Source organism: Alkaliphilus peptidifermentans DSM 18978 (assembly GCF_900101495.1).
GTDB lineage: Bacteria > Bacillota > Clostridia > Peptostreptococcales > Natronincolaceae > Alkaliphilus_C > Alkaliphilus_C peptidifermentans.
The window spans coordinates 24300-50277 of sequence record NZ_FMUS01000027.1 but is presented as its reverse complement, the minus strand read 5'-3'; the positions used below and the strand labels follow the sequence as shown (position 1 = coordinate 50277).

The 25978-nt window shown below is 35.0% G+C and carries 21 protein-coding genes; all 21 read left to right on the top strand.

Annotated features, from left to right (window positions below; translation table 11 throughout):
* Positions 1–20: 20 nt before the first annotated feature.
* The 21 genes from BLP68_RS16880 to BLP68_RS16780 all read left to right on the top strand — a co-directional run bounded on the left by BLP68_RS16880 (position 21) and on the right by BLP68_RS16780 (position 25967).
* Positions 21–443, top strand: coding sequence for a YwiB family protein (locus BLP68_RS16880; protein ID WP_091546095.1), 423 nt, complete (start codon positions 21–23; stop codon positions 441–443).
* A gap of 253 nt (positions 444–696) precedes the next feature.
* Positions 697–1923, top strand: a complete 1227-nt coding sequence (locus BLP68_RS16875; protein ID WP_176759080.1) for an MFS transporter — start codon at positions 697–699, stop codon at positions 1921–1923.
* Between the two features lie 100 nt (positions 1924–2023).
* Entirely contained in the window at positions 2024–2803 is a 780-nt protein-coding gene (locus BLP68_RS16870; protein WP_242877022.1) for an XdhC family protein, read from the top strand.
* A 239-nt stretch (positions 2804–3042) separates the two neighbouring features.
* On the top strand, positions 3043–4134 hold the full coding sequence (locus BLP68_RS16865) for a Gmad2 immunoglobulin-like domain-containing protein (RefSeq protein WP_242877019.1): 1092 nt from the start codon (positions 3043–3045) through the stop codon (positions 4132–4134).
* Between the two features lie 1046 nt (positions 4135–5180).
* Positions 5181–6317, top strand: coding sequence for a THUMP domain-containing class I SAM-dependent RNA methyltransferase (locus tag BLP68_RS16860; protein ID WP_091546085.1), 1137 nt, complete (start codon positions 5181–5183; stop codon positions 6315–6317).
* A 102-nt stretch (positions 6318–6419) separates the two neighbouring features.
* Positions 6420–7865: a sigma-54 interaction domain-containing protein gene (locus tag BLP68_RS16855; RefSeq protein WP_242877021.1), complete on the top strand. Its 1446-nt coding sequence runs from the start codon at positions 6420–6422 to the stop codon at positions 7863–7865.
* A 280-nt stretch (positions 7866–8145) separates the two neighbouring features.
* Entirely contained in the window at positions 8146–9183 is a 1038-nt protein-coding gene (gene kdd, locus BLP68_RS16850; RefSeq protein ID WP_091546082.1) for an L-erythro-3,5-diaminohexanoate dehydrogenase, read from the top strand.
* 19 nt (positions 9184–9202) lie between these two features.
* Positions 9203–10453 carry a lysine 2,3-aminomutase gene (gene kamA / locus BLP68_RS16845; RefSeq protein WP_091546080.1) on the top strand — a complete coding sequence of 417 codons (1251 nt, stop codon included), beginning with the start codon at positions 9203–9205 and terminating at the stop codon, positions 10451–10453.
* A 72-nt stretch (positions 10454–10525) separates the two neighbouring features.
* Complete coding sequence (gene kamB / locus BLP68_RS16840) at positions 10526–11557, top strand: lysine 5,6-aminomutase reactivase subunit KamB (protein WP_091546077.1); 1032 nt, start codon at positions 10526–10528, stop codon at positions 11555–11557.
* A 1-nt stretch (position 11558) separates the two neighbouring features.
* The gene (gene kamC / locus BLP68_RS16835) at positions 11559–13226 is read left to right on the top strand and encodes a lysine 5,6-aminomutase reactivase ATPase KamC (RefSeq protein ID WP_091546075.1); all 1668 of its coding nucleotides are present in this window, start codon (positions 11559–11561) and stop codon (positions 13224–13226) included.
* A 28-nt stretch (positions 13227–13254) separates the two neighbouring features.
* A complete protein-coding gene (kamD, locus tag BLP68_RS16830; protein WP_091546073.1) occupies positions 13255–14820 on the top strand; it encodes a lysine 5,6-aminomutase subunit alpha in 1566 nt (521 codons plus the stop codon).
* Complete coding sequence (kamE, locus tag BLP68_RS16825) at positions 14811–15566, top strand: lysine 5,6-aminomutase subunit beta (RefSeq protein WP_091546070.1); 756 nt, start codon at positions 14811–14813, stop codon at positions 15564–15566. The genes kamD and kamE overlap by 10 nt, the downstream gene beginning before the upstream one ends.
* A gap of 375 nt (positions 15567–15941) precedes the next feature.
* Positions 15942–16682, top strand: coding sequence for a vWA domain-containing protein (locus tag BLP68_RS16820; RefSeq protein ID WP_091546068.1), 741 nt, complete (start codon positions 15942–15944; stop codon positions 16680–16682).
* A 165-nt stretch (positions 16683–16847) separates the two neighbouring features.
* Positions 16848–17753, top strand: coding sequence for a protein kinase domain-containing protein (locus BLP68_RS16815; protein WP_091546065.1), 906 nt, complete (start codon positions 16848–16850; stop codon positions 17751–17753).
* Positions 17754–17828: 75 nt separating this feature from the next.
* Positions 17829–19226, top strand: a complete 1398-nt coding sequence (gene tilS / locus BLP68_RS16810; protein WP_091546064.1) for a tRNA lysidine(34) synthetase TilS — start codon at positions 17829–17831, stop codon at positions 19224–19226.
* A gap of 100 nt (positions 19227–19326) precedes the next feature.
* Positions 19327–21348, top strand: a complete 2022-nt coding sequence (gene ftsH / locus BLP68_RS16805; RefSeq protein ID WP_091546061.1) for an ATP-dependent zinc metalloprotease FtsH — start codon at positions 19327–19329, stop codon at positions 21346–21348.
* Between the two features lie 65 nt (positions 21349–21413).
* On the top strand, positions 21414–22256 hold the full coding sequence (locus BLP68_RS16800; protein ID WP_091546058.1) for a fumarate hydratase: 843 nt from the start codon (positions 21414–21416) through the stop codon (positions 22254–22256).
* A gap of 15 nt (positions 22257–22271) precedes the next feature.
* Complete coding sequence (locus BLP68_RS16795) at positions 22272–22835, top strand: Fe-S-containing hydro-lyase (RefSeq protein WP_091546055.1); 564 nt, start codon at positions 22272–22274, stop codon at positions 22833–22835.
* Positions 22836–22927: 92 nt separating this feature from the next.
* Positions 22928–23257, top strand: coding sequence for a DUF3870 domain-containing protein (locus tag BLP68_RS16790; RefSeq protein WP_091546053.1), 330 nt, complete (start codon positions 22928–22930; stop codon positions 23255–23257).
* A 592-nt stretch (positions 23258–23849) separates the two neighbouring features.
* Positions 23850–25529: an acyl-CoA mutase large subunit family protein gene (locus BLP68_RS16785; protein WP_091546051.1), complete on the top strand. Its 1680-nt coding sequence runs from the start codon at positions 23850–23852 to the stop codon at positions 25527–25529.
* 33 nt (positions 25530–25562) lie between these two features.
* Positions 25563–25967 (top strand): cobalamin B12-binding domain-containing protein, encoded by a 405-nt coding sequence (locus tag BLP68_RS16780; RefSeq protein ID WP_091546048.1) that lies wholly within the window; start codon positions 25563–25565, stop codon positions 25965–25967.
* Positions 25968–25978 lie beyond the last annotated feature (11 nt).

Here is a 25978-nt window from a genome sequence, read left to right as displayed (position 1 = left end):
TAGAAGAAAAGGTTGATATTATGAAGGAAGAGATACTTATAAGAGTTTCAGGAGTACAAAAAGATAGCAAAGGTGAAGAAAATAAAATTGAATTAGTAACTGAAGGGATAATATACAAAAAAAACAATTATCTTTTCATTGTTTATGAGGAATCGGAGATCTCAGGAATGGAGGGTACAACCACCACTATAAAAATCGAAGGTGAAAATAAGATTTTCTTAAAAAGATATGGGAATAATGATTCCACTATGGTATTTGAAATGGGGAAAAGATATAACAGTGCCTATAAAACACTTTATGGGAATTTTGAAATGGAACTATATACCAATAAGCTTGAGGTGGATATTAGTAATCAATTGAAACAGGGGAAAATTGAGATTCATTATGAGTTGGCTATTTCAGGTTTGGTAGAATCAAAAAACCAATTAACCATATGTTTTTAATAAGATAGACAAAATTTTTGATTTTGTGGCTAATGACAAAGTCAACAGTCTGAGGCTATGGTAGAATATCTACTATAGCCTAAAGTCATTTAAAGAAATAAAACACTTGGAGTATTGTCAAAAAAATTTTTTTATAAAATACAAATAACGACAAGCTATAGAATAGTTTCTGATATAATGTTTATGTAGCTTATTGAAATTATTACCATATATAATAAGAAATAGAAAAATGGGGGAGGGTATATTTAATTTTATGAGTAAATATATCAAAATGTTAAGAAATAAGAATTTTAGCCTTTTGTTTTGGGGACAAGGTGTTTCGGAAATAGGATCCTTTATTAATTATATTGGGTTAACATGGTTGGTGCTTAATGCAACGGGGGAAATATTAAAGCTCAGTATGCTATTGATATTTTTGAAGCTGCCTTCCATAATTATTGGGCCATTGGCTGGGGTGTGGGTTGATAGATGGAACAAAAAAATGATTATTATTTCATCGGATATTATACGGGGAATATTATCTATCTTGCTTGTTTTTACAGGGAATATTAATATTATATATTTAATCGTATTGACACAAGGAATTTTTGATGTTTTCTTTTCGCCTGCCATTAGGAGCTTAGTACCTAAGCTTGTCAATAAAGAGGATTTAATGACTGCAAATTCAATGACCACATCTGTAAACCAATTGGCTACCCTTATAGGTCCTGCAATAGGGGGTGTACTTGTTGGTCTTTTCGGAACATATATAGTTTTTATAGTAAATGGAATATCATTTCTAATTTCAGCACTGTTTGAAATGTTTATCACAATTCCTAAAGAAGAGAAAAGTGAATGTATTAAATCAAATTCCTTTAAAGAAGATTTAGTTGAGGGCTTTAATTATATATCTAAGAGTAAACTTATTAGCTTTATTATCATTTTTTTTGCAATTGCATCACTTCCCTTTGGGGCAATACCAATTTTAAATATTGCACATATACAAAGTCTAGGGTTTTCCCCTGAGACATATGGTTTTATTACAGCAGTATTTAGCTTAGGACTACTATCTGGAGCACTTTTAATTGGTGCATTAGATAATAAATTAAATGAAGTAACAATGATTGTTTTGGGAATCGGAGGCTTTGGTATAAGCTACATATCATTTGCTATGCTTAATTATCTATTACTAATGATAGCTTTTGTATTCATATGTGGTATATTCTTGTCTATGGTTAACATTGCATACGGAGTTTATTTGCAAAAAAATGTTGAAGCCTCAAAGCTGGGGCGGGTATTTAGTATAGATATGGCAATAGGTAATATAATCCTACTGCTATCAATGGTGTTTACAGGTCTGCTGGCAGATAAGGTAGGAGCCTATATTCTAATGATAGGATGTGGGATACTAATGTTAATTCAGGTACTATTTACACTTAACTTTAAAACATATAAAGAACTAACCGATAAAGAGATAACAACTGCATCAAGGGTAATATAAAAAAATCTGCTGAAGCTTTCTCTCCTTAGAGGACTTTTAACTACTTTAATAGAAATAATAATATATAAGGATTAATAAGGGAGGAAACGATGTGATTATTATGGAAAAACTACTTGAACTAATAAAAATGCGTAAAGCCTTTGTAATGGCAACCGTAATTGAAGCAAAAGGATCATCACCTGGCAAAACAGGCTTTAAGTTAATATATACAAAGGAAAATGAGCTCTATGGTACTGTAGGTGGCGGTCTGGTGGAAGCGAAGGTTCTGGAAGAAGCACAAAAAGCTTTTATGACCAAGGAAAGCACTACATTAGAGTACAATCTATCTCCTGGTGAAAAGGGCATTGGAATGCAGTGCGGAGGGAGTATGAAGGTGTTTTTAGAGGTGTTTCTTCCCAAAACAAGGCTTCTTCTTTGTGGTGGCGGACATGTGGGCTTTGAAATAGCTAAAATAGCATCATTATTAAAAATAGAAGTAATATTACTGGAGGAAAGAGGTCATATTGCTACAGAAGAGCGATTTCCTGAAGTGAAACGTATAGTTAAGGGTTCTTATAAAGAGGCGTTACAGGAAATTGAGATAGATGACTATACATATGTGGTTATCGTTACAAAGGGACATGCTACAGATCAAATTGTTTTGGAAAATGTAATTAGTAGTCAAGCGGCTTATATTGGACTTATGGGAAGTCAAAGAAAGAAGGAAGAAATGATGAAATACATGAGAAATCAAGGATTCTCAGAAGATCTCCTACAAAAGATACATTGTCCCATTGGCTTAGATATAAAGGCAGATACTCCAGAAGAAATTGCCCTTGCCATAATTGCAGAGGTTATTGCAATTAAAAATAAAGGAAATGGTGGCTTTTTAAGAAGATAAAGGTTAAAGATATTTAACAATGTAGAATCACATATAGAACAATATCCAATCCTAAGCATTTATAGGGAATGTGTTATTGTTCTTTTTAGTTATTTCATTATAGCTTTCCAGAGCTTGACTTAGGGTCTATTCCCACCTTCCATTACAGTTCATTTTTTTTATGTTTAAAACAAAGTAATATAGATAAAAATGATAATGTAAAGAGATTTAAATATATAGTGATATGTCAGGAGGTAAACATGGGAAAATATAAATTATTAATAAGCTTAGTTATTATGGTTTTAGTGCTATTTGGTTGTCAGAGGGAAGAGGCCCCCAACCCTCCTGCAGAAGATGTTGAAGAGGTACAATATCCATATGAAGAACTACAACATCAAGATATTGCTTTTGTAGAATTTTTCTGGCAGCAGGAAAAAACCCTGCCCATAGAGGATGAAGAGGTCCTGAAGAATACAGCGCAGCATATAAGAGAGGTAGAGTTTGTTGGGAAAGCTTCACCACAAGATATTGAGGACACGACTCAAGGAATGACAGTATACCTAAACCGTGAATTAGAAGAAAGTCAAATGATAACAATGTATTTTAACGAAGATCAGGAGAATCTCTTTACTATTGGTCCAAATGGAGAAGAGTACAAAATTAGATCCCAAAGACTACTAAATTTCATTCGTCAGCAAATGGATCAGAGGCTGGTAATATTAGATGAAGATGCAATTCCACAGGAAGCTCAAGAATGGTTTGATAAGTTTAGAAATGAAATAGGGGCATATGTTTACCAGCATCCAGACGGCACATTAATTCTTATAAATGCTGGTGAAAAACCTACTGGAGGATATGGTATTAAAGTTGTCAATTATAATGAAGAAGATTATCCCCGTACCTTGACTATTGATATAGTTGAGCCGGAAGAAGGCACAGTAGTAACGCAGGCAATTACCTATCCTTCAATTATCGTTAAGATTTTTACTCAGGAGGCAAGTAAGTATGAAGTAATAACGGTAGAAAATGAGTCTTTACCTATGGAGGATAAGCTCATATTTGCAAAACTTGATGCTCCAGAGGAAGAACAACAAATTGATAATCCTGTAAGAGTAGCAGGCAAGGTTATAGCCTTCGAAGGCTCTTTTATTGTTAGAATTACAGATAATGAAGAGAATATAATTCATGAGGAGGTTCTGCAGGCAAGCGCTGGAGGCCCTCAGTGGGGAGAGTTTGATGAGGAGATTCAATATCCATCACCCGATGGTGACGAAGGAAGTATTGAAATAGGCGAGTATAGTGCAAAGGATGGCGAATATATATTACATTTAAAAGTACCTGTTAAATTTTAATTATAGATAATACTGGAAAATTCAGCTTTATTTATACAAATGAGTCAGAATAAAATCCTGGCTCATTTGTTGCGTTATTGTCATTTCAATAATTTTTATAACTCTAAGTATCTATTTATAATTTAATATTAACCTATTTCAAATACACCAGTGATTGATTCAAGCTGAATGTTATTGTTCCTTTGATTATTAGAAATATCTAAACTATATATTAGCAAAAAATTAATGAAATCCTCCTGGTTTTGAAAAAAACAATAAAAAACCACTAGGCTTAACACTATTCTCTATATTTTAGCAATGTATCAAATCTGTTATAATGGTAATCAAGATAGAAAGGTGATAGGAGGATATTAAATGGATAATCAAAAGAGAGAAAAAATTCTGAAGGCCTATCGGGGTGGAATGAAAAACTACATTTTTTTCATGGAGTCTTAAACTGGGGAATTTCCACTGCTATAATTTATAGAATACTAATTACCATCATTAATAGGGGCTTCTCATTTTCTGAAATTAGAAGCGGTTTATTCTCACTAGAAACCATGACTGCTATGTTGATTTTTGGTGCGGGTGGCTTTCTTTGGGGGCTATTTATGTGGAAGTGGATTGTAAAGGAAGCGGAAAAAATTAATTATAAACCAAATAAGAAAAACAGAAAAATCTGAGTAACGAAGAAATGACTTTCTTATCAGTCAAGGGTGCCTATCGACACCCTTTAATAACGTTTCAAACTATTGTAGAAGAAGTAAAATTAAATCTTGAGATTCTTTTCTTCTATCGTAATAAATACAATATAGGCTAATAATAAATAATAGAATTAAAGTAAGGAAGAAAATCGCTTTTTTATGTTTTTTCATAATCAGCCTCCTTGGAAAATCTATATATTCTATTATATATTACACTATAAGGAATAAAAAGAAAAAATAACCAACAAAAAATAACAGAAAAAGAGTAGATAATACATAATAGGGCATAAAAAAACTATAGAAATTGCTTTAAGTGTCAATAGAAAAGCATTGGAAGAATAAATTAATGAGGGAGGAAGCTTTATGGATAAGATACAATTGATTGCAACAGCAGCCTTTGGCTTAGAGGCAGTGGTTGCTAGAGAAGTAAAAGATTTAGGCTATGAGGATGTTGCAGTAGAGAATGGAAGAGTAACTTTTACCGCCGACTTAGCGGGAATATGTAGGTGTAACCTGTGGCTCCGGACGGCCGACAGGGTGTTAATAAAGATTGGTGAATTTAAAGCTACAACATTTGAAGAGCTCTTTCAAAATACTAAAGCATTACCATGGCATCAGTGGATTCCAGAGGATGCAGAGTTTCCTGTAGAAGGTAAATCAATTCGGTCTAAGCTATTTAGTGTATCTGACTGTCAGGCTATTGTAAAGAAGGCTGTTGTTGAAAAAATGAAGGAAAGATATAACCGTGAATGGTTTAATGAAAGTGGTGGGAAATATAAAATAGAGGTTGCATTGCTAAAGGATATAGCAACATTAACTATTGATACCAGTGGTGCAGGACTCCATAAAAGAGGCTACCGTACCTTGTCCAATAGAGCCCCATTAAAAGAAACTCTAGCTGCAGGACTAATATTATTAAGCTACTGGAATCCAGACAGAGTTTTAATTGATCCCCTTTGTGGCTCTGGTACTATACCCATAGAAGCAGGTTTAATTGGAAAGAACATTGCACCAGGAATGAATCGTAATTTTGTATCAGAGGACTGGACTATAATACCTAAAAACCTTTGGTGGGAAGCCAGAAAAGAAGCACACGATTTAGCACAATTTGATCGACCCCTTAGAATTTATGGCTCAGATATTGATGGAGAAGTTTTGAAGCTGGCACGATATCATATAGGTGAAGCAGGGTTAGAGGATGATATACATATACAAAAGCTTGGTGTGGGTGAACTTGCTTCTAGATTTCAATACGGTTGTATTATTACAAATCCACCCTATGGAGAACGTATTGGAGAGTTAAAAGAGGTAGAAGGTCTATATAAAGAAATGGGTAAAGTCTTTAAAGGAATGGAAACCTGGTCTAAATATATAATCACCTCTCATCCGGATTTTCAGGAGTTATTTGGGAAAAAAGCTGATAAAAAGAGAAAGCTTTATAATGGCAGGATCGAGTGTACCTATTATCAATATTATGGACCAAGGCCTCCTAAGGAATAATGTTTCACAAAAATCAAATCTCAGATTTATTCCGACCACTTTATTATTTGGCATTTTAATTATTTGAAATTAATTGAATTATAGGATACAATATAATTGGATGTGCCGAAAAATGGGCTTCGAAAGCTGGAAAGTGGGCTATATGGAATGAATAAAATATTTTCACAAAGATATATTGAAATGCTGCTAGATCATATTGATGAGGGTGTTCAAATAATTGATCAAAAAGGGAGTATCATCTATTGTAACCCAGCTGCAGCAAAGCTTGATAATGTTAATAGAAGTGTAGCTATTGGACGAACTATTTTAGAGGTTTATCCTTCCTTAACTGAGGAAACCAGTACATTAATTCAAGTAATTAAAACTGGTAAACCTATATTAGATATTCAGCAAACCTTTGTAAACTACAAGGGATTTAAGATTACAACTATTAACTCCTCCCTGCCGATAGCCGATGGAAGCAAAATATTGGGAGCTATAGAAATATCAAGAGATATAACTGCAGTTAGAGAATTATCAGAACGGGTGGTGGACCTACAAAAACAACTCTACAAGGAAGAAGATAGCAAGCAAAAAGAGCTTAAGGGTACTGCCAAGTATAACTTTATGGATATACTAGGCCAAAGCCAAGAGGTCCAGAAGCTAAAATCAAAGGCATTAAAAGCAGCAGACAGTCTATCCTCTATTATGGTTTATGGTAATACAGGTACAGGAAAAGAGCTGGTGGTGCAATCAATTCATAACGCCAGCAGTAGACGTAACAAACCCTTTATAACTCAAAACTGTGCGGCTATACCAGCAACCCTGCTGGAGAGCATTCTATTTGGTACTGTAAAAGGAACCTTTACAGGTGCAGATAATCGACCAGGGTTATTCGAGCTTTCTGATGGGGGTACTTTATTCTTAGATGAAATAAATTCTATGCCAATAGACCTACAGGCTAAACTACTTAGAGTTTTAGAGGAAGGATATATACGCAGAGTTGGGGATATTCGAACCAGAGAAGTAGATGTTCGAATTATTGCTGCCATGAATATGAACCCTATAGAAGCTTTAGACGGAAACCTGTTGAGAAGCGATCTCTTTTATAGATTAAATGTGGTGTCCTTAAGGGTTCCTGATCTTAAGGAAAGAAAGGCAGATATACCACTCTTGGTTGAATTTTTTATAAGGCTTTTTAATAATAAATTAAGAAAAAATGTAAAAGGAGTTAGCCCTCTAGTAATGGATATATTTTATTCATATTATTGGCCAGGCAATATTAGAGAGCTAAAGCACGTTATTGAAGGTGCAATGAACGTGTTGGAAGGACATATTATTGAAGAAGGAGATTTACCCTACCATTTACAACGGAATCAAGAAATAGTTAACAGTGGCAGAAATCAGCTTTCCCTTAGAAAAAGCTTAGAAATAGCTGAGGAAGACTCCATAAAAAATGCTCTTAAGGAAGTTAGGGGAAATGTAACCAGTGCTGCAAAGATACTTCAAATACCAAGGCAGACATTACAGTATAAAATCAAAAAGTATAATATTTCTAAATTTGATTGATACAGAATTCTTATAAAAATAGATGATATTGTAGTAGAATTTATTTAAAAAATAGAAAATTGCCAGAAAATCGGCAATTTTTTTATGGAATTTATTTTGTTGATTAAGAGAAATTTAATTATGTATGAATAAAGGCGATAGAACAGTTGAAAACAAAGGCTCTAAAAAGGCTGGCTTAATAGTCAATAGAATTGGCATAGTTATTGCAAACTCAATTTAGTGAAATATTTTCTAAAATAAGCAATATTGGAAAACAATATATAAATAAGGAGGAACTAAGGTGAAAAAAGGATGTCCATACGGTACTCATCGAGTAATTGAGCCTAAAGGTGTACTGCCGCAACCAGCACTGAAAATCGATAATAATATGGAGATATATGATAACGAGATATTAATCGATGTTCACACATTAAACATTGACTCCGCCAGCTTTACACAAATTAAGCAGGAGGCTGGGGATAATGAAGAAAAGATTAAAGAAATAATGATGAATATTGTTAATACACGAGGAAAGCATCAAAACCCTGTAACAGGTTCAGGTGGAATGCTAATTGGAAATGTAGAGAAAATTGGAAATTCCTTAGAAGGAAAAACTAATTTAAAGGTAGGGGACAAAATAGCAACCCTAGTTTCCTTGTCATTAACTCCTTTAAGAATAGACGAAATTCTACAAATGAGAAAAAATATAGACCAAGTAGATATTAAGGGTAAGGCGATATTATTTGAAAGTGGAATATATAGTATTATTCCAAAGGATTTGCCAGAAAACCTTGCATTATCTGTTTTGGATGTAGCAGGGGCACCGGCACAAACAGCAAAGCTAGTACAACCAGGACACAAGGTAGTAGTCATTGGTGGTGGAGGAAAATCTGGAATGCTATGCCTTTATGAAGCAAAGAAAAGAGCCGGAATAACAGGTCAGGTTATTTGCATTGGACCAAAAGAAAAATCTATTGAACTTCCACGAAAATTAAATCTTGCAGATGCATATATAACTGCTGACGCAACCAATGCTGTTGAAGTAATGGAAAAGGTTAAGGAAGCAACAAATGGTGAAATGGCTGACATTGTAATTAACTGTGTAAATGTGGCAAATACAGAAATGGCAAGTATTTTAGCAGCCAAAAATGATGGATTAATCTACTTCTTCAGTATGGCTACCAGCTTTACTAAGGCGGCCTTGGGAGCAGAAGGAGTTGGAAGAGATAATACCATGATTATTGGAAATGGATACACAAGAGGTCATGCAGAGATAGCATTACAAATTATGAGGGAAAGTGAAGCTCTAAGAAAGGTATATGAAGAGCTTTATGCATAAATTTGGAAGGAGCGATTTGATGCGCAATTATAGAGAAATTGAAATTTGGAAGGATGTAACTGAAGAACAATGGAATGATTGGCATTGGCAAGTGGCTAATCGTATTACCAATGTAGAGGATTTAAAAAAGGTTATACATCTTACTACAGAAGAAGAAAAGGGAATTAACGAGTGCTTAGAGACATTAAGAATGGCTATTACACCATACTATATCACCATAATGGATGAGAAGGATCCAGCCTGTCCAGTAAGAAAGCAGGCAATACCTCTTACCTCTGAGATAAATAAAAGCGATGCTGATATGGAGGACCCTTTACATGAGGATGCCGATTCTCCAGTGCCCGGTCTAACCCACCGCTACCCTGATAGAGTATTATTGCTGGTTACAGATATGTGCTCCATGTATTGTAGACATTGTACAAGAAGAAGATTTGCAGGGCAACAGGATAGTGGATTACCAATGGATCGTATAGATGCAGCCATCGACTATATTTCAAAAACTCCACAGGTTAGGGATGTATTGCTTTCTGGGGGAGACTGTCTTTTAATATCCGATGAAAAGCTTGAGTATATCATCAGTAAGCTAAGGGCAATTGAGCATGTAGATATTATCAGACTAGGCTCAAGAACTCCAGTAGTTATGCCTCAGCGTATTACCCCAGAATTTGTAAATATGCTTAAAAAATATCATCCAGTTTGGTTAAACACTCATTTTAATCATCCTAAAGAGCTGACAAAAGAAGCTAAAAAAGCTTTAGAGCTATTGGCAAATGCTGGTGTACCATTGGGAAATCAATCTGTATTACTAAGGGGAGTAAATGATTGCGTTCATATTATGAGGGAGCTTATTCATGGTTTGGTAAAAAATAGAGTTCGCCCCTATTATATATATCAGTGTGATTTATCAATGGGAATCGAGCACTTCAGAACTCCTGTAGCAAAGGGTATAGAAATAATTGAAGGATTAAGGGGTCATACCTCAGGTTATGCCGTTCCTACCTTTGTTGTAGATGCACCCGGTGGTGGTGGAAAGATACCAGTGATGCCTAATTACTTAATTTCCCAATCAGCAAATAAAGTTGTTCTTAGAAACTATGAAGGTGTTATAACCACCTATACTGAACCTGCTCATTACAAGGAAAGCTGTCAATGTGATGTCTGTAGCGGCAAAAAAACCCATGAACTTCAGGGGGTTGCTGGGCTTCTACAGGGAAATCGCATAGGGATGGAGCCATCTAATTTAGAGCGACATAATAGAAGTAAAAAATAATTAGCGTTATAGTAATGGAAAACAGGGGGACGTAGCATAAGTCCTCCTGTATTTGAATTGGAGGGGTTCATGATGCTACTGCTTACACATTTGGATGAGGGTCTTCAAACTATTTCAGTAGTTGGAATGGCTAAAAATTCAGGTAAAACTGTTACATTAAACAGGCTAATTGAGGAAGCGGCAGAATCTAATACTCCAATAGGGTTAACCTCTACTGGTAGAGATGGTGAAAAAATAGATATTATTACTTTAACAGAAAAGCCTACAGTTTTTGTTTATGAAGGCACCATTGTAGCTACAGCAAAGGAAACCTTGCTCAACAGCGAGGTTAAACTGGAAATATTAGAGGTTACAAATTTCAATACACCTTTAGGTACAGTGGTAATAGCAAGGGCTCTAAATAATGGCTTTGTGGAAATTGCTGGGCCTGATACAAATAGTCAGATTAAAGATGTAGCTTCTAAAATGAGATATTATGGTGCTAAGCTTGTAATTGTTGATGGGGCCATAAACAGAAGAACTGTAGCCGCACCTTCAATTACTGATGCCACCATATTGGCGGCTGGAGCAGTAATAAGTAGAGACATTAATAGGGCGGTTGAGGAAACCCAACATCAGGTAAATCTATTTAACCTTGAAGAAATAGATAAGGGTATTAGACATCTGGTAAATAGTATATTTGAAGAAAAAAAGTATGCAATAATAGATAAACAGGGCGAAACTACCCTTATGGATATACCAACATCCTTAAGTAATGGGAGAATAATCGGCGGATATATTAATGAGGGCACAAGCTATGTTATAATAAGTGGCTCCTTAGTTGGAAAGACCCTACAGGATATTATGGCTGCATCATATTTTTATAAAGAAGTTATCTTTGTTGTAGAGGATGCCACCAAAATTTTCATAAGCCCGAGGGAATGGCGTTTGATGAAGAAAAGAGGACTAAAGGTTAGAGTTTTGAACAAAATAAATACTTTAGCTGTTACTATAAATCCCACTTCTCCATATGGATATGGTTTTGAACCCCAGGAATTCTTAAAGATGATGAAGGAGACAATGTTTCCTTTGCCGGTAGTGGATGTAATGATGGAGGATAATTAAAATGAAAAACTATTTTATAGATTCTACCCTCATAAAGTCAGTCGGTTTAGATGAGTTGTTACATAAGCTACCGGTAATTTCTCCCTATGGAAGAGGTGCAAAAAAAGCTCTTTCACCAATCAGTGCTAAGGATTATGAAAAATTGAGTAATACTTTAGATGATTTTACTTTTTTTAAGGAAGTTATGGATTCAAATAAATTGCTATTATCTGATCTGAAGAAGAATTTAATGCAATATAAAGACTTAAGTGGAACCTTTGTAAGAATACAAAGGGGAGAAGTGCTGGATGAGGTTGAACTTTTTGAAATTAAAGGACAAATTTTTGATGTAATACAGTTAAAAGCTATTATAAGCAAAAGCATGTTAAAAAATTTAAAAATAATAAATTTAAAAACTATGTCAAGGCTGCTTACCCTATTAGATCCAGATGATATTGGAATGAAAACCTTTTATCTTTATGACAGCTACAAGCCTCAATTAAAGGAAATTCGTTTATTGAGAAAAAAGTTAGAGGCAGACATTAATTTTGAGGACAAAAGTATTAAAGAAAAAATATCAAAGGAGCTGGGAATAAAGCTAAAATCAAATGGTGAAATATCAGTATATAAAGAGGATAATGAGCTACTCCAGCGATTAACTAATCGTCAAGAAGTATATCTTTCGAATGAGGGGATAAATAACTATAGCTTTAGAATAAAGAAAACTCAATACATTGAAGAACTAATTGTAGAACTAGAAGAAATAAAGCTGGTAGAAGAAGATTTAGAATTTCAAGTAAGAGAAGAGCTTACTGAGGAAATTAAAAAATATATTAAAGACATTATCGATAATACAAGGGCTATTGGTCAGCTTGACCTATTAATTGGCAAGTACATTTTTAATATGAAAATAAATGGAGTTAAGCCTAGATTGGTAAAGGGGCACTTCATAGAAATAAAGGAAGGCCGACATGTAATCGTTGAAGATTTGTTGCGTGGAAAAGGAAGTGAGTATACACCCATTGATATTAAGCTATCACAAGGGGTTACATTGATTACTGGTGCTAATATGGGTGGAAAAACTGTTACTTTAAAGCTTATTGCTTTAATTATGATAATGGCACAAATGGGTTTGTATGTTCCAGCAAAGGAGGCTGTTATAGGCCCTGTTGATTTCCTTCATTTGTCAATAGGTGATCATCAGTCTATCGAGGCTGGATTATCAAGCTTTGGAGCTGAAATAAGGACTCTTAATAAGGTTTTGGCTAGAGCAGGTGAAGGCGGACTCATCTTAATGGATGAACTTGCTAGAGGAACAAATCCCAAGGAGGGCTATGGTATTTCAAAGGGAATTATTGAATATCTAAAGACTCAAAACTCCATATCAGTTATAACAAGTCATTTTGACGGGTTATGCGAAATAGAAGGAATTACACATCTACAGGTTATGGGCTTAAAAAGAGATGAAATAGAATTAAATGACAACATGTATAAGGAAGGCAAGTATGTTGAAGGCTTTCTAGAAAAGCATATGGATTATAGACTAATAGCAGTCAAAGGAAGCAAGGAAGTACCAAAGGATGCAATATTTATTGCTCAGCTTATGGGGCTTCGTGAGGATATAATTAAAGAGGCTGAAAAGGCTATAGAAGGAAGTAGTAAAAACACTAATGAAGAAGAATTAAGTTAATATAAATTATTTATTAGGAGGGAAAGGGATGACTAGCAAATTAAATTTAGATGTAGAATCTATTGAAATGGCTAGAAATGCTGCTAAGAGCATTGCTGAAGATGTACAGAGCTTTATTGATGAACACACAACTGTTGCAGTGGAAAGGACTATAGCTAGGCTACTGGGGATTGATGGAGTAGTTGATGGTGAATATCCACTTCCAAACATCGTTGTAGATCATATCATGAAGGGTAGAGGGATAGGACAAGGAATTGCCTATTGGATAGGGAATGCAATGGTTCATACAGGAAAGGGTCCACAGGAAATAGCCCAGGAGGTGGCTGGTGGAGATTTGGAATTAACTAAGCTTCCCCCGCAAGATATCAACAAAATAAAAGAAGCAATCGAAGATAAGGCACGTAAAACTGTAGAAGCAATTGGAGCAAATCGTCAAAAACGTAGTGATTATATAAAAAACATTGGAGAAGGTGAAAAGCCGTATCTATATGTTATTGTTGCAACAGGTAATATATATGAAGATGCACTCCAAGCCCAGGCTGCAGCACGACAAGGTGCAGATATTATTGCAGTTATTCGATCAACAGCACAAAGCCTATTGGATTACGTACCATACGGAGCAACAACAGAAGGCTTTGGTGGAACCTTTGCTACTCAAGAAAACTTTAGAATCATGAGAAAAGCACTAGATGAAGTAGGAGAAGAGGTTGGTAGATATATTAGGCTGTGTAATTACTGCTCTGGCCTATGTATGCCAGAAATCGCTGCAATGGGAGCAATGGAGCGTCTAGATGTTATGCTTAATGATGCCCTTTATGGAATTCTATTTAGGGATATAAATATGCAGAGAACTCTTGTAGATCAGTATTTCTCAAGAATAATCAATGGTTATGCTGGTATTATCATTAACACTGGAGAGGATAACTACCTAACCACAGCAGATGCAGTTGAAGAAGCCCATACTGTTTTAGCATCCCAGTTTATCAATGAACAATTTGCTTTAAAGGCTGGTATTCCTGAAGAGCAAATGGGTTTAGGCCATGCATTTGAAATGAACCCAGATTTAAAAAATGGCTTTTTATTAGAACTGGCACAGGCACAAATGGCTAGAGAAATATTCCCTAAAGCACCTTTAAAATACATGCCACCAACAAAATTTATGACAGGTAATATTTTTAAGGGGCATGTACAGGATGCACTTTTCAATCTAATTTCCATATGGACAGGACAAGGAATTCAACTTTTGGGAATGCTGACAGAGGCAATCCATACTCCACATCTTCAAGATAGAGCACTGGCAATCGAGAATGCAAAATATATATTTAATAACTGTCAAGACCTAGGTGATGAAATAGTCTTTAAAGATGGTGGTACTATACAAAAAAGGGCACATGATGTATTAAAAGAAGCAGGACAATTATTAAATCAGATACAACAGGATGGCCTATTTAAAACAATAGAAGAAGGAAAATTTGGTGGTGTAAAACGCTCACGAACTGGTGGTAAAGGACTAGATGGAGTTATAAGAGTAGAAAAGGGATATTTTAATCCATTTATTGAAATGATGCTGAGGGAGGGAGAAAAATGTCAATAGAAAAGATAGATTATACAAGAGTAAAGCCATATGGAGATACCTTGAATGATGGAATGGTTCAGCTGAGTTTTACCCTTCCTGTTCCCTACAGTGAAGAAGGGAAGGAGGCAGCCCGTCGATTGGCCCACAAAATGGGGCTTGATGAGCCAAATGTGGTTTGTTCAAAAGATATGGGAGCTGGCTTCACCTACTTTATACTTTATGGAAAGTGTCAGCATACAGTGGATTATTCTGCAATTGAAGTTATAAAAATGGAAGTTGATACCCTTTCTATGGAGGAAGTAGAGGAGTTTATAGAAAACAATATATCTAGAGATGTTGTTATTTTAGGAGCCTGTACAGGAACCGATGCCCATACAGTTGGAATTGATGCCATTATCAATATGAAGGGCTTTGATGGTCACTACGGATTAGAGCGATATAAGGGCATTGAAGCATATAATTTAGGAAGTCAGGTACCAAATGAAGAATTGGTGGCAAAGGCAATTGAACTTAAGGCAGATGCCATTTTAGTATCTCAGGTGGTTACCCAAAAGGATGTTCATATCCCCAATCTAACACAGTTGGTTGAGCTATTAGAAGCAGAAGGAATCAGAGATAAAATAGTTTTGGCCTGTGGTGGACCAAGGCTTAGCCATGAGTTGGCAAAGGAGCTAGGCTATGATGCAGGCTTTGGAAGTGGCAGCTATGCCGAAGATGTAGCCACCTTTGTAGTTAATGAGATGGTAAAGAGAAATTTAGTTTAAATAGAAAACTGCCTCCCTTTTTAATAAGGGTGGTGAGGTTGTATAAACCCTGATATTTTCAAAACTACGTAAACCCGCTCAGAACCAAAGACGAATGAGCTAAAGAAAATAAGGAATTTTAATAAGTAAAAGAAAGGATTAACTGTTTTTGGTTAATCCTTTCTTTATTTTTTTATGCCACTCTAACATCTATAAGTCTAGATTCTTTTACTTGTTTATGAATTTATGAAAGTTTATTACTAAGCTCTTTTAATGCATTTCCTACAGCTTGTCTGCATATAATTAATTAGAAGAATGCCACAACCACATTACACCTAACAAGTATAAAAAAGTATATTGTGTCAATAATTACAAAAAAAGCTTGAGGTGATATTAATGGAAAATGGAATAGCTATGGTGAAGCAAATTATAGTAGTAACCGATGGAGAATCAAATATCGGGGGTGATCCTGTAGCGGCAGCTAAGGCAGCCTATAATAAAAATATAATAGTTAGCACAATTGGTATCATTGATAATAAGTGTCAGAAGGAAAAACCCTATGAAGAGGTTGCAAACATAGCAGCAGCGGGGGGAGGCAAATATGAGTATACCTATTTGGAGCAGCTTTCTCATACCATACATAGTTTAAGCTATAAGACTGTTTCCAATACAATTCAAGAGGCAGTTAATAAACAGTTAAGAGAGCTTATTGGTAATGATATTAATCAAATGCCTCCAGAATCAAGAAGTAAAATCCTTAACTATATAGATGAATATTCGGATGATGTTTCAGTATGCTGTTGCATATTAATGGATTGCAGTGGTAGTATGGGAAACAAAATTCACTCAGCTCGAAATAGTATTTTAGATTTAATGGATTCTCTCAAAAATAGGAGAGGAAATCTCCACTTAGCTGTAATGGGATACCCAGGTATTAAAGGTGAAGAGTGTAGCGTTTTATACGATTTTAACGATGAATCAGAGGATATGGAACGAAGCCTTTATCAAATGAAACCTAACGGAGGTACTCCAACTGCAGCAGCAATTAATTTTTCTGTCAAACATATGGAGTCATTCCTTAAAAAAACATTAGATGGTGAAATTCATGAAACAATGGAGCTAGAAGCAACTATATGATAGTTAAATAATATAGATTAGGTGAAATAAATTTTTAAATTTGGTGAGTTAATGAAACTTTCAACCAGTCTGAATATTGTATATTTTGTCTACAATCACAGGCAGGGATATACCGTATCCCTGCCTTAATTATTCAATAAGGAAGTGATAAAGGTGGAAGCTCCAATGTTGGCGTTACAAAAACCGATAGTAGGGAAATGGAGTAGCAAAAAATATAAACCCTTAAGGCAGTTGGGAAGTGGCGGAACTGCTAAGGTTTTTTTGGTAAGGAATATGGAGGATCAGAAGCTTTATGCTATGAAAATAAGTCAAGATAGCCTATCCATAAATCGGGAGTATCAATTATTAAAAAAACTACATTATATGGATTTCGTCGTCGATGTACATGATATAGATGATTTAATAATAAAAAATGAAATATGGAATTATTTAATCTTAGAGTATATACCAGGAGTTAACTTAAAGGACTATCTCTTAAGGTCACCGTTGCCTGTTGATACTATATTGGGAATTATTATGATTCTATTGGAAGAGATTGAGGAAGTCCATAACTTAGGATATATATTAGGGGATTTAAAGCTTGAAAATTTAATGATGGATGAAAAAAATAAAAAAATAAGGCTTATCGATCTTGGCGGTGTTGTAGAAATAGGGGGAAACATCAAGGAATATACACCTGCATATGATCGTGCTGCATGGCGTTGTGGTGAAAGAAAAGCAGAAGCTTCCTATGACTTATTTACAATACTGATGATTTTAACTCGACTGATTATTGGTGAAAAAATTGATCCCCTTAACGGAATAAAGAAGGTGGTTTCGAAAATAAATGATAAAAGAATAAGTGTAGAGTTAAAGAGCTTCTTAATTAATTCCTATAAAAGCCAAAACCTTAGCATTGAGGGAATGAAAAAAAGCATCAGAGCACTATACAGAGTAGAGGGTAACCGCAGTAGAATGGAAAAGGAGCTAAAAAGGAGTAAATTTATTAACATAACCTTTATCGCCAGTGGGGTCTTTCTTTTAAGTACCTTTCTTTTAATAGCAGTTATATTTATTATTGATAAATTATAGAGTTTGTTATAATTTATTAAGAGGAATATTTCAAAAAATGGAGAAATTACTTAATAAAAGAATGAGGGATAACATATGATAGATTTAGACAAAATTAAAAAAACCATTGATAAACATCAATTAATCGAAATAGGAGATAAAATAGTTGTTGCAGTTTCAGGTGGTCCCGATTCAGTTTGCTTACTTCATATACTTAATGAATTAAAAGAAACGTATGATATAAAACTATATGGAGCTCACTTAAACCACAATTTTAGAGGTATTGAGGCACAAAAAGATGCCCAATATGTAGCAAAGCTCTGTGAAGACTTAAAAATCATGTGTTTCATAAAGAGTATAGACGTAACTCAACATGCTAAGGAACATGGATATACTCTTGAAGAAGCTGGAAGAATTTTAAGATATCAATTCTTTGATGAGGTTTCCGAAAAGGTTGGAGCTCATAAAATTTCTGTTGCTCATAATTTGAACGATCAAGCTGAAACATTACTCATGAGAATGCTTAGAGGAACTGGTATACAGGGACTTACAGCTATACATCACAGACGGGATAAAATAATTCGACCATTACTGGATGTAAATAGAAATGATATTGAAGAATATTGTAAAATTCATGGTCTTGCACCAAGAATAGATCATACGAATTTACAACCAATATACCATAGAAATAAAATACGTCTAGAATTAATACCATCATTAGAAGAATATAATCCCAATATTACTGAAACCCTAGCAAAGACTGCTGAGTTATTAAAAATGGATAGCGATTTTATTGATCTTCAGGCAAATGATATTTATAATTTGTTGATCAAAAAAGATAAAGTAAATCGTTTAACCTTCCCCATTCATGGTATTAATAAATTGCATCCATCATTACTTACTAGAATTTTAAGGCTAGCAGCAGAGGATCTGGTTGGGAAAAGGGAAGTACTTGAATATAAGCATATACAAAGCTTGACAGAGCTAATTCAAAAAGATGTTACTGGTAAACGGGTTGAATTACCCATGGGAATTACAGTATTTACAAATTACGAGAAGCTTGTATTTACAACTGAAAAGGAGGGAAATAAATTATCCTTCTCATATTTTTTAAAGGATGATACCTTTACTGATATACCAGAAATTGATGGTCGAATTGGATATTACATCATAAAGAGAGATCAACTGCTGGATATTCCAAAAGATATATACAAGAAGGCTTTTGATTGGGATAAGATTAAAGGTAAGTTAATAGTAAGAAATCGTAGAGACGGGGATCGTTTTTGGCCTTTAGGAATGAATGGAACTAAGAAATTAAAGGACTTATTCATAGATTATAAGGTTGAACGCTATAATAGAGATAGAATTCCTCTTTTATGTGATGAGGATGAAATTATTTGGGTAATAGGATATAGAATTAGTGATTTATTTAAAGTAACAAAGGCAACAGAAAGAATATTAATAATAGAATTTGAACAAGTTAATAATGCTTAATTCTACATAATGTATTAAGTTGTTTTTAAATGGATAGTGTGGTAAAATATTAAAATGCAGTAAGACTAATACTTAAGCATTTATGAGAGGAGGACTTTTGTTGAGGAAATTTTTCCGGGGAGCTAGCTTCTATATACTAATCTTTATTGTGTTGCTGATTATTGTCCAACAGTTTGGAAGACAACCACAACAACCAGATATAGAATTTTCAAAACTATACAAAGAAATTGTTGATGGAAATGTGAAACAAATTCATAATGTGGAGCGTTCTTTAGAAGGTATTATAATTCAGAACAATGAGGAAGTTGCCTTCAAATCCTATATTCCTATTGTTTATAGTGTAGAACGCTTTACAGATGTTTTAAATATTGCAATAGAAGAATACGGGTTAGAATTATCGGGAGATCCACCGCCGGGGACACCGTGGTTTATTGATCTATTACCTTCCATTTTCTTGGTATTAATCTTTGTGGTATTTTGGTTTGTGTTTATGCAACAATCCCAAGGAGGCGGCAATAGAGTCATGTCCTTTGGTAAGAGTAGAGCAAAGCTCCACAAAGAGGATGAGAAAAAACGTGTTACATTTGATGAGGTAGCAGGTCTTGATGAGGAAAAGGAAGAGCTGCAGGAGCTTGTAGATTTCTTGAAAAATCCTAGAAAGTACATTGAGCTGGGAGCAAGAATTCCTAAGGGAATTCTTATGATAGGACCTCCAGGAACAGGTAAAACCTATTTAACTAAGGCGGTTGCAGGTGAAGCTGGAGTACCATTCTTCAGCATCAGTGGATCAGACTTTGTTGAAATGTTTGTTGGAGTTGGAGCTTCAAGAGTACGTGATCTTTTTGAACAGGCCAAGAAGAGCGCACCCTGTATTATTTTTATAGATGAGATAGATGCAGTAGGTAGAAAAAGAGGAGCTGGCCTAGGTGGTGGCCATGATGAAAGAGAGCAAACCTTAAATCAGCTGCTTGTAGAAATGGATGGCTTTGGTATAAATGAAGGAATCATTATAGTAGCTGCAACCAATAGACCTGATATTTTAGACCCTGCTCTTTTAAGACCTGGCCGTTTCGACCGTCAAGTGGCGGTAGGTATACCAGATATTAAAGGTAGAGAGGCAATTCTTAATGTTCATGCTAAAGGTAAGCCATTGGCTGAAGATGTTGATTTAAGAGTGTTAGCAAGAAGAACACCAGGTTTTACGCCTGCTGATATAGAGAACCTTATGAATGAGGCTGCTCTACTGACAGCACGAAAGAATGAAAAGAAGATTAGAATGGCAACTATTGAAGAAGCCATTACAAAGGTTATTGCTGGTGTTGAAAAGAAAAGCCGTGTTATTAGTGAAAAGGATAGAAAGCTTACTGCCTACCATGAAGCTGGTCATGCAGTTGTTGCTACACTGATGCATAATATTGATCCTGTACATCAGGTCACTATTATACCTAGGGGTAGAGCTGGTGGCTTTACAATGATATTACCGAAGGAAGATAAATATTATAATACGAAGTCAGAAATGGAAGCTCATATTGTACATTTGTTGGGTGGAAGGGTTGCAGAAAAGCTTGTGCTGGATGATATCAGTACTGGCGCTTCCAATGATATTCAAAGAGTAACTCAAATAGCAAGAGCAATGATTACTCAATATGGTATGAGTGATGTTATTGGACCTATGGCATTGGGTGGCGAAGAAGAAGTATTTTTAGGTAGAGATATCACCTCTAGAAGAAACTACTCAGAAGAGGTGGCAGCAGAAATCGATAGAGAAATAAAAAGAATGATTGATCATGCTTATGAAACAACAGAAAGACTACTGAGTGAAAATATGGATAAGCTCCATATAATTGCCAAGGCCTTGTTAAAGATGGAAACATTAGATGCAGATATATTTGAAAAGATATTCAATGGAGAGCTTATAATTGTAGATGAAGATACTATTGATACCATTGATGAGAGATACAAGGAGCTTGTAGAAAAGAATAAGAAGGCTAATGGGGATAAAGCAGAAGAGACCCCAATAGAGAAAAAAGAAGAAGAAAATCCAGTTGTTGAGTTTGAATCACAAGATAAAGCCCAAGATAATGAGGATAATAAAGAAGAAGAGCCTCCTAAGGAGGAATAACATTAAAGCACCTTGAGATTTCAAGGTGCTTTAATTTAAAAATTTTAGACTAGGCAGGTGGAACATTGAAGAGGGTATTTTACGATGAAATTGTAAAAGTGGTAATGGAGAAATGTATAGAAATGAATATATATATGGATGAAAAATTGAAGATTCTATTGGATAAGGCAGTTGAGGAAGAAGATTCAAATCTTGCGAAGGAAATTTTAAAGGATCTTTTACTTAATCAAGAGGTTGCTAAAGAGGAGTTGATCCCCCTTTGTCAAGATACAGGTATGATTATAGCCTTTGTAGAATTAGGTCAATCGGTGATTATTGAAGGAGGAAGCTTATCGGATGCCATAAATGAAGGCGTCGAAAAAGGGTACCAAGATGGACATTTAAGAAAATCTGTAGTGGGTTGCCCATTAAGACGTAAAAATACAAATAGTAATACTCCAGCTATTATATATTATGATGTTGTAGAGGGTGAAACACTTAAAATAATTTTAGCTGCAAAAGGTTTCGGAAGTGAAAATATGAGTAGTGTTAAAATGCTAAAGCCATCTGAGGGTGTAGAGGGAGTGAAGGAATTTGTTCTTGAAACCATCCAAAAGGCTGGAGGTAACTGCTGTCCACCAATTATTGTAGGAGTAGGTATCGGTGGATCCTTTGATAAAGCAGCACTTCTTGCAAAAAAAGCCCTTCTAAGAGACCTAATGGAAAGAAACAAGGATCCATATTTAGCAGAATTAGAGGGTGAATTATTAGAAGCTGTGAATCAGTTGGGAATTGGACCTCAAGGCTTTGGTGGCAAGACAACAGCCCTTGCCCTTCAAATAGAAACCTATCCCACACATATAGCAGGCTTGCCTGTGGCTGTAAATATCAATTGCCATGCATCTAGACATAAAGATATATTATTCTAGGTGGAGGAGGATACTATGAACATCATGAGAATATCCACCCCTTTAAATAAGGATATAATCAGTGGTTTAAGGGCTGGAGATAAGGTTTTAATTAGTGGAATCATCTATACAGCCAGAGACGCTGCTCATATGAGGCTACAAGAGCTAATCATCAATAATAAAGAGCTTCCATTTAATCTTGAGGGTGAAATCATATACTATGTTGGACCAACACCAGCTCCACCTGGGAAGATTATTGGATCTGCCGGCCCCACCACCAGTACTAGAATGGATGGTATTGCACCTTTATTGCTTGAAAAGGGTCTTTTGGGAATGATCGGCAAAGGCAATAGGGATGCCACTGTTGTTGAAGCTATAAAAAAATGTGGAGGAATTTATTTTGCTGCAATAGGCGGTGCAGGTGCATTAATAAGTAAGTCTATTATCGAATCCGAGGTTATAGCATTTCCAGAACTAGGGACTGAGGCTGTAAGAAAATTAAAGATTATAGATTTGCCTGTTATTGTTGCTATAGATAATCGGGGTGTTAACCTATATGAAACTGGACCTAGTAGTTATATAAACAGAGAAAAATTTTAGAAAAAAAATAATTACCTTGAAATTTTTCTGATAAAACAATAAAATAGTATTAGGTACCAATACTAGCTCACAAAAAAGGAATTGATAAATGAATGGAACCCTATAAAATATTCATAAGTGGGTATGCTAAGCTTCCTACTGGAACCACTGCAGAAGAGCTATATAAAGTAATAGCCTTAGGTATTATTTTGGATAAAAATACCGGAGAAATTCTAGACGCCGACTGTTCAGTGGTAACAAGCGTTGCAAAGGAGCATGTTAGGGAGCTTCTAGTTGGTAAAAATCTAAAGAATATTGAAGCTATTGAGGAAGAATTTAAAAATAGATACTATGGATCTGTTAAGAAATCATTAATTTCATCAGTTAGAAAATGTTACACCAAATACATCCAAATCCTCGAAAATAATGATATTGAAGAATAAGTAACTGAAAAGCCATGAAGTTTAACTGGTTTATCTTTGAAGCAAAATTCCCTTTTGCTTCCACCATAGATAATAGAAGGTTAGATATGTCATTCTATAGGAAGGACATATCTTTTTTCGTTGTAAGGATAGTTGGTTCTGAACTTCCGCATTTCTCATTATTTTAAAGCATGAAATGCTATTATTCTTTTGAGGTTATCTTATATAAAGAGTGTTCTATTAATAGAATATATATTAGGATTGGAATTGGTAGAATGATACAAATGATTACAGGGAAAAATAAACCAAATTTAAATCATCATAGATAATACCTAAGAAAAAAATACCAACTATTTTTATCAATAGTTGTTGCAGGATTTGACAAAAAGCTGTAGAATAACTTTAGTGAGATGCAATAGAAATTTCAGTGATTGCAAGCGATGAAATAAAACTTGCATAAATTAACATTATCGAAATATTCATCATTATATGTAGACATTATTAGAATGAAATAACTTAGCAATATAGTAAGGCATTATAAAAATATTTAAACTGAAGGATTCATTGTGTATACTTCAAAAACAAATTTATATTTTTAGAAGGAGGAAGTATAATGTTTGAAAAGGGCAAGTTAGAACAGCTAAAAAAAAGCAAATCTGACTGGAATGAAGGTAAAGTAGAAAAGACATTAAGTAAATTTCCTGAAAGAAAACAGCAATTTGTTACAGGTTCAAATGAAAAGGTAGATCGATTATATAGCCCTGAAGAGGTAGGCGATTTAGATTACGAAAGAGACCTTGGTTTTCCAGGGGAGTACCCATTTACAAGAGGTGTACAGCCAACCATGTATAGGGGTAAATTCTGGACTATGCGACAATATGCTGGATTTGCAACAGCAGAAGAATCTAATAAGAGGTATAAATATCTGTTGGAGCAAGGACAGACAGGATTATCAGTAGCTTTTGACTTGCCAACACAAATTGGTTATGACTCCGATCATCAATTATCAGAAGGTGAAGTAGGTAAGGTTGGGGTTGCCATAGACTCCCTTAAGGATATGGAAATTTTATTTGATGGTATACCACTTGATAAGGTAAGTACATCTATGACCATAAATGCACCAGCTTCGGTTTTGCTAGCAATGTACATTGCAGTTGGAGAGAAACAGGGTGTGTCCTCTGATCAACTAAGAGGAACAATTCAAAATGATATACTAAAGGAGTATATTGCAAGAGGTACATACATTTTTCCAACAGCTCCATCAATGAGATTAATTACTGATATTTTCGAATTCTGCTCTAAAGATGTTCCAAATTGGAATACAATTAGTATTTCAGGATATCACATCAGAGAAGCAGGTTCCTCAGCAATACAAGAGGTAGCATTTACGCTAGCTAATGGTATTGCATATGTTGAAGCTGCAGTAAAGGCTGGACTGGATGTAGATACCTTTGCTCCAAGATTATCCTTCTTCTTTAATGCTCATAATGATTTACTTGAGGAAGTAGCAAAGTTTAGAGCCGCTAGAAGGCTATGGGCAAAGATTATGAAGGAAAGATTTGATGCTAAAAGTCCCAAGTCAATGCAGCTAAAATTCCATACACAAACAGGAGGCTCTACCCTTACAGCTCAACAACCTGAAAATAATATTGTTAGGGTAGCTATACAGACATTAGCAGCAGTTCTTGGAGGCACACAATCATTACATACAAACTCGAAGGATGAGGCTTTAGCTTTACCTACAGAGGATTCTGTAAGGGTAGCTCTAAGAACACAACAAATTGTAGCCCACGAAAGTGGTGTTGCAGAAACAATAGATCCATTAGCAGGATCTTATTATGTTGAAAGCTTGACCAACTCCATTGAAGCAGGAGCAATGGCCTACATAGAAAAGATAGACCTATTGGGTGGTGCCCCTGAAGCTATTGAGAAGGGTTATATACAAAAAGAAATTATGGATAGCTCCTATGAATACCAAAAACAGGTTGAAAGTAATGAACGTATCGTTGTCGGCATGAACAAATTCCAAATAAAGGAAGAAGCGCCAAAGGGATTACTTAGGGTTGATCCTACAGTAGGAGAGCTACAAAAACAAAAAATTCGAAACATAAAAGCTGAAAGAAACAACACTGTAGTTGAAGAAAAGCTAGCTAAATTAAAAGTGGCTGCAGAAGGAACTGAAAACCTAATGCCATATATTATTGATGCTGTTAAGGAATATGCAACATTAGGTGAAATTTGTGGTGTTTTAAGGGAAGTATTTGGTGAATATCAACAAAGTGTTATTCTTTAATCATATGATATGAATAGTGAGGGAGGATTAATTATGGCCAGACCAATTCGTGTATTAGTTGCTAAGCCCGGTCTAGATGGACACGATCGAGGTGCAAAGGTAATTGCTAGAGCTTTAAGAGATGCCGGTATGGAGGTTATTTATACAGGTCTTCGACAAACACCAGAACAAATTGTTCAAGCTGCTATTCAAGAGGATGTAGATGTTGTTGCATTGAGTATATTATCAGGTGCTCACAACCACCTACTTCCTAAAGTGGTAGATCTATTAAAGAGTGAAGAAGTATATGATGATATGCTGGTAATTGGGGGTGGAGTTATTCCTGATGAAGATATTCAAGGACTAAAAGAAAGTGGCTTAGCTGGAATATTTACTCCTGGTACACCAACTCAAGTAACAATTGATTTCATAAAGGAAAACCTTAAAAGAGAATTATAATAAATGTATAG